This is a genomic window from Vibrio sp. VPAP30, from assembly GCF_001188205.1.
Classification (GTDB): domain Bacteria; phylum Pseudomonadota; class Gammaproteobacteria; order Enterobacterales; family Vibrionaceae; genus Vibrio; species Vibrio bivalvicida.
On the sequence record NZ_LBLS01000024.1, the window covers coordinates 53,699 to 64,874 of the forward strand.

The 11,176-nt window shown below is 50.3% G+C and carries 7 protein-coding genes; all 7 read left to right on the plus strand.

All coding sequences use genetic code 11. From position 1 onward, the window contains the following. The first annotated feature begins 188 nt into the window (after positions 1 to 188). The 7 genes from ZX61_RS10010 to ZX61_RS10045 all read left to right on the plus strand — a co-directional run bounded on the left by ZX61_RS10010 (position 189) and on the right by ZX61_RS10045 (position 11,158). A complete protein-coding gene (locus ZX61_RS10010) occupies positions 189 to 1,748 on the plus strand; it encodes a phospholipase (RefSeq protein WP_049844504.1) in 1,560 nt (519 codons plus the stop codon). Positions 1,749 to 2,512: 764 nt separating this feature from the next. After that, positions 2,513 to 3,433, plus strand: a complete 921-nt coding sequence (locus ZX61_RS10020; RefSeq protein ID WP_049844494.1) for an alpha/beta fold hydrolase — start codon at positions 2,513 to 2,515, stop codon at positions 3,431 to 3,433. Positions 3,434 to 3,562: 129 nt separating this feature from the next. Beyond that, positions 3,563 to 3,934, plus strand: coding sequence for a hypothetical protein (locus ZX61_RS10025; protein ID WP_235431326.1), 372 nt, complete (start codon positions 3,563 to 3,565; stop codon positions 3,932 to 3,934). 348 nt (positions 3,935 to 4,282) lie between these two features. Beyond that, positions 4,283 to 5,821 (plus strand): hypothetical protein, encoded by a 1,539-nt coding sequence (locus ZX61_RS10030; RefSeq protein WP_049844495.1) that lies wholly within the window; start codon positions 4,283 to 4,285, stop codon positions 5,819 to 5,821. Between the two features lie 204 nt (positions 5,822 to 6,025). Continuing rightward, positions 6,026 to 7,654: an ABC transporter transmembrane domain-containing protein gene (locus ZX61_RS10035; RefSeq protein ID WP_049844496.1), complete on the plus strand. Its 1,629-nt coding sequence runs from the start codon at positions 6,026 to 6,028 to the stop codon at positions 7,652 to 7,654. Next, positions 7,651 to 9,852, plus strand: coding sequence for a peptidase domain-containing ABC transporter (locus tag ZX61_RS10040; protein ID WP_049844497.1), 2,202 nt, complete (start codon positions 7,651 to 7,653; stop codon positions 9,850 to 9,852). The genes ZX61_RS10035 and ZX61_RS10040 overlap by 4 nt, the downstream gene beginning before the upstream one ends. Next, the gene (locus tag ZX61_RS10045) at positions 9,845 to 11,158 is read left to right on the plus strand and encodes an HlyD family type I secretion periplasmic adaptor subunit (RefSeq protein WP_004744157.1); all 1,314 of its coding nucleotides are present in this window, start codon (positions 9,845 to 9,847) and stop codon (positions 11,156 to 11,158) included. Before ZX61_RS10040 ends, ZX61_RS10045 begins: the two co-directional genes overlap by 8 nt. Positions 11,159 to 11,176 lie beyond the last annotated feature (18 nt).

The following is an 11,176-nucleotide window of genomic DNA, read 5'->3' on the forward strand; positions in this document are numbered from 1 at the left end:
ACTGCGCAATGATAATTTGTTGATCTGTGATCTTGTGACTAAATTCAGTGGAAATACACATTTTCTGAGTTCAATAATATATCAATAACGGTAATTTTTAGTATGGTGAATACTCGTGTCATTAATTTTCCATAGGCATGTAATTAATGCGTTGTACTGTTTTTTATATCTTAACCGAGGGGGAAACAATGCAATTAACCAGAACGATTTTAAACGGGATTGTCCTGTTGTGGCTGATGGTGACGGCCATGCCGTCGATGGCCGCGGGCAGTGACTGTCCGGATTACCTCAGCGAAGACTGGGAAGACAAACCTTTTTGCGTGTGGTTGAAAAACGACACGCAACAGACCATCAAGTTGTTGAGTTGGAAACCGTATGCCAATAGCGCCGATATCAATGATGATTACTGGCTCAGTCATGATTGGGCACAGGGCGTACTCACGCTTAAACCCGGCGAGTTGAAGATCGTTGCGGGCATTGATGATGATGGATGGGGGGTCTTCAATTACGATACCGTAAAGTTTCGTGGTGAGATAGACATTGACGGGGCGCGGCAGTATGGCGTCTATATCAGCGCCGACATCCGAGCAGGGGTCGTCAATGATTTTGAATACGGCGTGTCAGCACCTAGCCCTTGGGTCGATGGTCACGATACGGCAACCCTTTATTTTAATGGCACGCCCTATGTCATGGGGGTGGACGACGAATACGATGCCTCGCGATCCAAATGGGACGCGATGTTCTCGGTTCTCGATGCCTCGTCTGGGCCGGGTGGACTCCGTTTGGCCGACCACCGCGAGGATCCCAAAAAGATTAATCTTATGACCTGGAACACCTTTCTGCTGATTGGTCCTGGCATCGCTGGTAAGCAAGATTACTGTCAGCGAGCACAGGCCATCAGCGATAACAAAGCCCGTCTGTTTCAAAATGTCGATGTGGTGGTGCTGTCGGAGTTGGCGTCTCAGGCGAGTTGTACCCCTGATGCAGAGCAGCTAGCCGTGGAAGAATTCTTATGTTGTGGTCCGGACAAACCTTTTCGAGACCGAACCCACTTGTTGAATGGAACGCCGTTGGTCGACGGTCCGCTTGGGTTGTCGGAAACCGGCGGAGTGATTGTGATGAGTCGTTACCCAAACAGCTTGTCGGTTGGCACCAAGCGAGAGGCGCGCAAGTCGGACCCTATTGAACGATATCCTGCGAGCGATGAAGTGCATTATGAGTTTGGTGCCGATGCCGGAGAGTGTGATGCCAGTGAATGCACCATGGATAAGGGCTACCTGAAAGTGAAGTTTACCAAAACGGTTGGGGATCAGCAGCAGGACTACTACATCATCGGCAGCCACACTCAGTCTGCGCCAGGTCAAGCCAACGAGAATGCGCGCCATCAGCAGTTTCAAGCAATGCGCCGCATGGCGGATTCACTCCCATCGGATGCACCGATCCTGTTTGCTGGGGATTTTAATATCGAAAGCCACGAGATCAGCCGTACGGCGGCGACGCTGAATGCAGATTTTGGCTTCACGACTTTTTTAAGTGCGCTTCGGTACAGTGCCGATGGCCACAGCAATTATTATGTGTTTGATGAAGAGGGACGTTCAGTCCAGAAGCAGTATGATTTTATCGTACCGTTTAAAGGGGCGTTAAACCCGGTCTCTCAGCTCTCCTGGGTCGTGCCGATGACCTCAACGGGGTCTCGTGTGGATCTGTCGGATCACCACGCCGTTGTCTCGGAGTTGACCTATGAGTAAGAGGCGCCTCCTTTGGTCAGGCCAATCTGATTAACCGCGAAGAGGGGTGAGATGTTCCCTAAACGGGTCATCGCGTCGTTGGGTCGGTGCGAATGGGAGGGGATGGCAAGCGATGGTCTCATCGTGAGATGCGCGCTCAGTTCCGCTTGTCAGTACGCTTTTCCAGCTTGCGGTGGACCAAGCATTCGTTAGGTTGTCCACCCATTGCAGTCCCGCCAAACATCGCTCATGGTCGGTGTGTGTTGGCCCTGTCAAGACATGCCATATCAAGACGTGATGGAGCAGGTCCATCACGGTTCGCGCCGCCTGACCGAATTTCAGCCATCGCTGCAGCGCTTGCAACGTCACTGGGCGCGGCTGGCATTGCGTGAGCTTTGTCGCTTGAACGTGCGCACTCTTTAAGTGGACCGGCAGCGCACACGTCGATGCCGAACCAAGGTTGTTCGAGAGTAGAGGCGTGGCGTGAAGTGACTTGGTCACCAAGCTAGCGAGCAGGACCAATCCGATCATGGCCGATTTCATAAGGGATCCTTTTTTGGGCCGCAGTATGCAGGCTGAGTCATCATAGTCTTTTTATTGACTAAATTGTTAGTAGGCGTGTGGGAGATATTTACTGGGCTTTTAGGACATTTTTACCCGGCAAAGAGTGCTCAGGTTTGTTGACTCGGCACAGCTGGGGTAGGCTAGGCCTTTGCATTGCGTGCTTGTGGTCAGAAGAGACAGGGTTAGGGCAGTGCGCCCCTGACAGTAAACAGAGGATATCCATGCGTAAGACCATAAAAATCATCATGCTGATCGCGTTGCTTATCTTGTCACCTGTGATCGTCCTATTGGTTCAAGGTATGGCGAGCGGGCCGATGTCTGAGGCCGAATTTGAAACGAGATTGCCAGTCATCGTCAACGGCTTACAAGCTCAAGTGGAGGGGGATGGTGACGACACGTTGGTCTTTATCCATGGCTATCCTGACAGCTTAGAAATGTGGGACAAACAAGTGGCGTTTTTTAAACGTGATCACACGGTTGCCCGGATCACTTTGCCTGGCTTTGAGCTTCAGGACCCGGGGGCAAGACCCCAGTATACTCTGGTCCAAATGCGTCGGATTATCGATGCCTATATTGAGAGCCTCAATAAAGATAAGGTGACGGTGATCGCGCACGACTGGGGGGCGGTGTACGCGTCCCAATACCTTGCGTCTAACCCCCTTGTTGACCGACTGGTCTTGTTGGACGTCGGAAGTTTTGGCAACGAAGCCTATCCAGAGATCAATATGAAGTATACCGCAGCTTTGGCGTTGGCTTGGCTTCTGCCCGAACCTCTCGGTGAGAAGCTGGTAGCTTACACCGCCAATGAGATTTTAGGTTTGGCTAATGTTGATCCGAATAAACCTTCAGCAGATTTTCGCTTTGATGCTCGTATGACTTACCCTTATTGGCAGTTATGGCGTTCGATTTTACTCAATACGAAGCCCGAGCCGGTGTCCGTCGATGACTATGCGACCGCGTTTTTGTTCCTCTATGGCCAAGACAAACAGGTCTGGTTTCACTCTCAATCCTGGATAAATGAGGTGACCGAGAAGCAAAAAGGTGAGGCCGAAGCGATGCCTGGTGGGCACTGGTTTATGTTATCTTCTCCGGAATTAGTCAACCAATCACTCTCGATGTGGCTGGCACGCCACCCACGTTGACCGTTGAACCCATCTCAGCGTGTATGTGCGTAGGATCGTCGACAAACCGGCCTACGGAAAGGAGGCGTTATCAATTTAAGTTATGAACAGTGGGATGCGATCGCCGATGCGTATGTCCCCCTTCTGGGTGTGTTGACCTTAGCTTGGGTCTTCACACAAGCGGTCTGTGGGCGGCTCAAAGCCGCGCAGTGGGATGCGGTCAGCACGTTACTGGGCGTTGGGTATATTTACGCTCTGATGTTTGCTGATAAGTACACCGGGGCCTATGCCGCTGTCGGTCTGGATTACAGTACGCATACGGCTTTGGCTTTGGTGTTTGTGACGACACTCGTATTGAGTCATGACTGGGTCAAGAGAGGGATCCTGCTTTCTCTGTTGATGTATGGAGGACTGATGCTATATCAGGGCTACCATTCGTGGCTGGATATTGCGCTGACAACCCTGATGACACTGCCCGTCTTACTGCGCTTGAAGGCGTGGTCGCAGGGTCGAGCAGACTAAACAGCACAACCCCAGTTGTGTGACGATTCGGTCGAAGCGCGATCAGCGATGGGGATTGATCGTACGCCTCGGTTCGTTGCCAATGAACACCTCTCTGTACAGACGTGTTATGCAACGCTGGGGCAGTACGCGTTCGCTTTCGTGGGGCAAGTTGTACTCAGGGTATAGGAGGCTGGGGAAGGCCCAAAAAGGGTTGGGTGTCCATCAGGCGTCATCGATCCGCAGACCGCTGGAGAGCCGCATGCATAGTCAGGTTTCCCCTTTGTGTTTTTTAGAGACCTAGGTTCAGATTAGGGAGTGAATGGTTCCTCCATTCGCTGAGATGATTATTTCGGTTAAGGTAAATTGATGATAAACGGAATATGGACGAGTGGTACGTTTAAGGCGAATTCGAGATCAAAATCCATTTTTGGTCGTCGTAAAGGGTTGTTAACAGAGATTGATAAGTTACTCGAAAAAGCGCATGTCAGTAGTGACGATGAAGCTTTGTTGCCCCATCTCTATGCCATCGACAAAGCTTGCCAAGCCTGGCTCGATGCGCATCCTTTGACGGCATCAAAGCCAGAAAAAGGTAAAAAGCTGTCAGCGCGCCGTCAAGGCATTGAGGCACTGCGTGAGCAAATCAGCAAAAAAAGGGCTGAGCTGTACAAAATCCCCCAGTCAGCGCTGAATCAAAGGAAAGCCATCACCGACTTGTATGAAAGCAGTACCACGCAACTGAACGTTGCCCCTGGTGGTCAAGATCCCCGAACACTGAAAGCGAGGGCTGCTTTTCATCAAGAGATGCTCGATAAGACCATCGAACAAGCCATTAAGTTAGGCCACGATAAAAATGCTTTCAATACTGAACAGTTAGGCTTTTTAAGCGCTAAGTCGTGCTTGAAGGTAGACAGTGTGTTGGATCCGAGCAAAAAGAAAGCCTGCTATATTGAAGCCATCCGGATCTTAACGGCGATGTTAGGCAAAAATAGTGAACTGGCAAAACGGTTCGAATCGACCGGGATCGAAGTCGTCGTGGTACCCGCGGATAGGCCGATGACCGACTTACCCGAATTTGCTTCCCTCAAAGGGGTTGGAATTGCCCAGCAAAGCAGCAGTGTGAGCCGAGGCTGGGATTCGACACGAGGGGTTGGGGGACTGCAGATCGGCGCGAAGATGTATGTCGCGATCACCGAAGAAAACCTACTGGGTACCGATGTGGATGCAAAACTAAAAACCATCGGCGGTGGGTGTTACGCGAGCCAATATTCAACGAGTTCGCATGAGTTTGCGCACAGTCTTCACTTGAGTGATGCGACTTCGTTGGCTCAAAAACAAGCGATCACGCGTAGCTTTAACAATAAGAAGAAAGTCCGAATCGATTCGGCGAATACCCGTATTTTCATCGATGATCCCCTGTTTGTGCCCGCGCAACACACGTTGGATGCCTTATTTAGCCAAGAATGGGTTGATGGCCCAAGAAGAAACCTCACCCGCTTACCTACCCCCAAACAATACTGGGTGTGGGTAACCAATCGTCACGCGTACGCGACCAACCCCGATGGGAGTCATCTGATGTACACCAGCCACTATGAACTTCAGGATTGCTACGCGGCGTTTGATGAAAAGGAGTACTTTGCTCAGTGCACCAATGCTTATTTAGGAGCAAATAGCGGGAGCGATCCTTACACGCAAAGGCCTCGCAATAATGGTGAAGCGTGGATAAGAAAACACGAAGAGCCAGAAATGGTCAAGTTGCTCGATGAACTGTATTCATCCGGTACGACGACGGCTTTCAGTCATTCCCATCTTGAAGGTACCAACCGCGATGATGGGGTCGATGTGACGACTATTTCTGATTACATTAAAGCCCACGTGGCCAAGGCGAAAACCAATCCAACTGTGTAATGGTGGTTGAGAGCCAGGAGGCGGTTTGGCGCCCTGTGTAGAGTCTTCCAAGCCATGATGGTCACAGAGCGCGATACGATGGTAAGGTGGAATGAGTAATTGAATCTCAATATAGTCTTAAAATTAAATTAAATCAGCCTCTTACCTTGCATAACCTTATAGTGTGTACCAATCTTATTGCATAAGCATCGATAAGGATGGTGTATGCTCTCAAGTTCTATGAAAAACACAGGGGCAGTAGGGAAAGTCCTACTGCCTTCTTTGCTCGTCAATCTTCTTTCTCTTGCCGTGCCATTAACGGTTTTACAGATTTACGATCGGATTTTACCGAATCAAAGTTACGGTACTGCCACACTGCTGTTAGCGGGGGCGACGGTGGCGGTTGCCATGGAAGCGTTCATCCGATTTGCTCGTACATGGATTTTGTCAGCCGCGGCCAGCAATACCGAGAACGTGACTTATCAAACCTTGGTCGAAAGGGTGACTTCCGCGTCATCAAGTCACCTTCGTGATCTCGGTATCGGGGGAGTGGAAGAAGGGTTGGGTGCCGTCTCTAAAGTCAAAGACTGGTATTCTGGTGGGGTCATCGCCGGCTTTATCGATTTGCCGTTTGCAATGATCTTTCTGGGGTTGGTGGCCTACATTGGCGGTGAACTCGTGGTGATACCGCTGACGGTTTGGTTGATGACACTCGCTATTGTGTGGCTTTCTTCTCTCCGTGTTAAAAGCTTAAGTGAAAAAGCTGCGCAAGATGAGCAGGAGCGAAAAGCCTTCCTGATCCTAATGAGCCAAACTCTACAGGGGATCAAACGTCAGGCTGTTGAGTCTCGAATTTTTAATCAGTTTAAGTCCTTAAACAACGTCCGCTCTTTATCTAAGGCAAAAGAAGAACAACAAAATGCCTTTATTCAAGAATGTCTCCAGCTCGCGGCCTTGGCGACGTCGGTTTTACTCGTGATCACTGGCAGCCTGTGGGTGCTGGATGGTCAGCTCACCACGGGTGGACTGGCGGCATGTTCGATTTTATCAGGCAGAGCGGTGGCGCCTTTGAGCGCTTTGATTGGGATCCGAATCAAGCTTAATTCAATACACAGTGCGAATCAGGCAATAGAAAAGTTGAGTGACTTAACGGTTTCCCACCGAGTGTCCCCCGCAGTGACCGAACCTGATCTGCAGGTTGATTTTGACGTGCTCGAAATTCAATACGCGACCATTGAGCGATATGGTGAACTCGCCCTGGTGGATGTGAGGCTGAAAAAAGGGGAATTGGTCTTGTTAGACTGTGAAGATCGCCACACTAACAGTCATGTATTGTCGTCGATAGCGGGTGTGGATGAACTGAAGGCCGGTGAGTGCTTGGTTAATGGCAACGAAGTGTCACTCGCCACAGTGGCCAACATGATCGCTTACTGTGGTGTTAAAGGACAATTGGTGTCGGGGACGATTCTCGACAACTTGTGTGGTTTTGATCCCAGCAAAACCCAACGCGCTAATGACTACGCTCGTCGCCTAGGGTTAAGCAAAGAAATTACGCGTTTACCTGATGGATTGGAAACACACGTTGGTCAGACGAGTGCTGCTTTGTTGAGTATGGGCAATGTGAAAATGCTCAATATTGCCGCTCAATTCGCCAGTGACAAGCCGGTTGTTCTGTTAGACAGGCCGGACGCTTCGCTTGATCTTAACGCTTTAAGTCATCTGGTTGAAGTGCTGGGGGATGAGATGTTGGCGGGACGCGCGATACTGATGGTGAGCGCTCATTCTCGGCTTCGTGAATTGGCCAGCCGAACCATTGCCGTGCAAACGGAACGCAATCAGGGGGCTGTCGCATGAATCGTTTAAAAAGTCATCAATCGCTTGACTCGCAAGATCGCCAAGAGGCAATGAATGCGCTCGAAGCCGAAAGCCTCTCTGTGTTGAAGCAACTGGAAGTGAACGCGAACATCCAGTTGTTTGCGCATCAATGGATCGATGAAAATGGCGTCGAGTCCATCGACGATATGTTCGCCCTGTTCGATAGGCTTGCATTGCCGTATCGTTTAGTGGCTGACTTAGATGCGGTAGGTGACCCTAAACTGGTGATACTGGTTCTTGGGGAGCAGACGTTGGTTTCTGGTCATGTACATGCCAAGCAGTTTATCGCTTATGACACCAAAGAAGAGATAACCGATACGCCTCAATTTTGTATTGTCATCGATGGCCCACCCTTGGAGAAAGCGTCTCTCGATTGGGTCGGCGAAAGGTTACATGCGTTTCGCCCAATCATCCCTAAGTTACTGTTAGTCAGTCTTATCACCAACTTGTTTGCTCTGGCCATTCCCTTTATCACGATGTCGATCTATGACCATGTCATTGGTGGCGATGCTGGACATGAACTACAAGGTATTGCCATTGGGGCGGCCTTGTTGTTTGTGATGATGGGTTGGCTCAGAACACTGCGCAGCCGAGTGTTTGCTTCGGTGTCGAATCGTGTCAGTCGTGAGATCGCGCAATCTCTCGTTCAGCGCCTGCTTAGAAGCAGCTATGCGCAAAACCAGCAAACCGCGTCGTCAAGTCAACAAAATCAAGTCATGTTGTCTGAACGTATTTCTGGGGTGCTATCTGGGCCATTAGGAAATGCGCTGTTTGATTTACCGTTCGTTGTGATCTTTGTTGTTGCTATAGGCGTGCTGGGCGGTTGGCTAGTACTGGTGCCTATCGTGGCTTTGAGCCTTTACTACGTGTTAGCAAAACGTTCGATACGCTCGAGCAGCAAGCGCTCAATGCAATCGACGGTGGCGGGCACCAATCGTCAAAATATGACCAATGAGTTGTCATCCAAGCTGGCTTTTATTCGTAGCGCTGGGTTTTCAGCACATTGGATCCAACGCTTCAACAAGGCCAGTCTTCTCGCCTCTACCGTGGCGTTTCATCAATCGGTTGTTCAGAGTCGCTATACCTCGATGTACTATTTTATTAGTGTGGGCTCGACACTCGCGGTGATGGGGCTTGGGATCGGGCTGATATTTGAAAACGTCATGACCCCGGGGGGGTTGATTGCTTCCATGATGTTGATATCGAAAGTGACCGGACCCGCTCAGATCTTGGCGAACAGTGCAATGCGCTTTAATAGCTTCAATCAGTCTAAATTGCAGGTCAATCGCATTCTGTCTCAACCGTCTGAGCGAGAATTCAGCTACCAACATCATCCATTGCCTACGCTCGCCCCGAGCTTGCAGTTAGAGCAAGTGACACTGCGGTATCCCAAGCAAAGTCGCCCGGCGTTAAATGGGGTCAGTCTTGACATCGAAGCCGGTGAAATTGTGGCCATCACGGGTCCCTCTGGGAGTGGTAAATCCACCTTGATCGAAGTGTTGTCAGGTTTGCAACCGATTCAAAATGGCATGGTTGAGCTGGAAGGCGTTAACCTCGCCCAATATGACCCACAGCTCTATCGTCACTGGTGCTTCATCCGCGCAGCGTACCCTGATTTGCTCACGCTGAGTATTCGAGAGTGGTTAACCGATGGGCATCAAGTCGAAGAACAGAAAATGATTGCTGCCATTGAAATGGTGGGTGGGGAGCGCTGGCTCGAGACCTTACCAGATGGGCTGGATACGTCGATCAGTCGTATTCAACCGGACAGCCTGTTTGACTTGCTGTCAGGCACTGTCGCGCAGATCCTGATTGACGCGAAAGCGTTGGTCTATGACTACCCAATGTTCCTCATGGATAACCCAGTGCCCGATGCTCATCCCAATGCCAAACGGATATTTAGTGAGTTCGTGCAATCGAAAAAAGGAAACGCCACCGTGATCTTCACTTCCCACGATCCTGAGCTCATTAAGCTGGCCGATAAGGTCGTGGTTTTGAATGAAGGGAGTGTCGTTTATGCCGGTCCACTAGACACACAGCCGCCTGTCGACCCTCAAGAGCGTCACGAACCGCCACTGGCTCAAGAGAAACGGCCGTCAACACAAGAACCGTCAGTTCAACCGCATGCCGCCCAGCAGGCCCAACCCCCGTCAAAGCAAGGAGTCGCGAATGGCTAAACACCCTATCGATACAGGCGAGCGCTACGGTGAGCTTGTTGAATCACAAAATACGGCCCGTACATTGGCGCTGGCGACGTGGTCGGTGGCTTTGTGTGTGGTGGCTTTTGCCACTTGGTCTGTGCTCACTCAAGTGGACGAAATCGCTAAAGCAAAGGGCGCCGTGATCCCTGAAGGCGAAAAACAAGTCTTACAAAGTGCCATTGGAGGTAAGTTAAAGCAAATTCTCGTTAAAGAAGGTCAATTGGTCGAGAAAGGTCAACCGCTGGTTGAGTTTGACGCGACTTTTCAGCGTACCGCGCTAGAAGAATTGAAATCTCAACAAGTGACGCTGCTCGCTAGCATCGAGCGTATGAATGCGTTACTTGATGACCGAGAACCGAATTTTGGGGAGTTTGAGGTCGATTATCCCCAGATCGTGAGCCAGCAAAAGGCGCAGCTAAGTGCTCAGAAAGGGCTGTACTTTCAAAAACGCATCGTGCTTGAAAAGGACAGCGAGCAGCTCGCTGAGCAGCTTCGCAGCGTCGATAAGTCTTTGCCTAGCTATGAGAAAGAGCTGAATGCCACTAAGCAAGAATTGACTATCCTAGAGAAAGGCTATAAAGCAGGCAACATCTCACGTTTACGCGTGCTTGAAATGCGCCAAAAGCTGGCCAGTATTGAACAGAAAATAGAAGAAGCCCGTGGCAAGAAATCGGTTCTCATTAAGCAAGCAGACAGCAATGAGCAAAAAATAGAGCAACTGCTTGCTGAAGCCAAAGCGACAGTGAGCGATGACCGTTCTAAAGCGGTCTCTGACTTATCCGCGCTCAACGCAAGAGTGCGTTCAAGCCAAGCGAAATTGACCAACACGACGTTAGTCTCTCCCTTACAAGGCTTGGTGCAAAGTCTGCCGAGCACCCAAAATGGGGGCGTGATTCAGCCGGGTGGGACCGTGGTTGAGATTGTCCCTGTCGGCGGTAAAGCGGATTTTAAAGCGCGACTTTCGCCGAGAGACATTGGTTTTGTGAATGTGGGACAGCCAACTCGAATCAAGATTGACGCGTTTGATTACAGTCGCTTCGGGGCCTTGAAAGGGGAAGTAGAAAGTATTTCACCGACCACAAGTCAAAGTGAACGAGGCGAGATCTACTATGAAGTGGTCGTGTCAGTAGAAACGCCATACTTTAGGAATAATCCGGAGAGCTTCTCTATCTTGCCTGGTATGACGGGCGAGGTCGACATCACAACGGGCGAAAAGTCGGTGTTCCAATACCTATGGAAACCGATCTATACCAATATCAGCGTCGCGTTTGGTGAAAGGTAACTCAAAGAATGACAGACG

Excerpts from the sequence above, each read along its gene's own strand:
- ZX61_RS10010 (WP_049844504.1), top strand. The coding sequence starts at position 189 with ATGCAATTAACCAGAACGATTTTAAACGGGATTGTCCTGTTGTGGCTG.
- ZX61_RS10040 (WP_049844497.1), top strand. The coding sequence starts at position 7,651 with ATGAATCGTTTAAAAAGTCATCAATCGCTTGACTCGCAAGATCGCCAA.
- ZX61_RS10045 (WP_004744157.1), top strand. The coding sequence starts at position 9,845 with ATGGCTAAACACCCTATCGATACAGGCGAGCGCTACGGTGAGCTTGTT.
- ZX61_RS10030 (WP_049844495.1), top strand. The coding sequence starts at position 4,283 with ATGATAAACGGAATATGGACGAGTGGTACGTTTAAGGCGAATTCGAGA.
- ZX61_RS10035 (WP_049844496.1), top strand. The coding sequence starts at position 6,026 with ATGCTCTCAAGTTCTATGAAAAACACAGGGGCAGTAGGGAAAGTCCTA.
- ZX61_RS10020 (WP_049844494.1), top strand. The coding sequence starts at position 2,513 with ATGCGTAAGACCATAAAAATCATCATGCTGATCGCGTTGCTTATCTTG.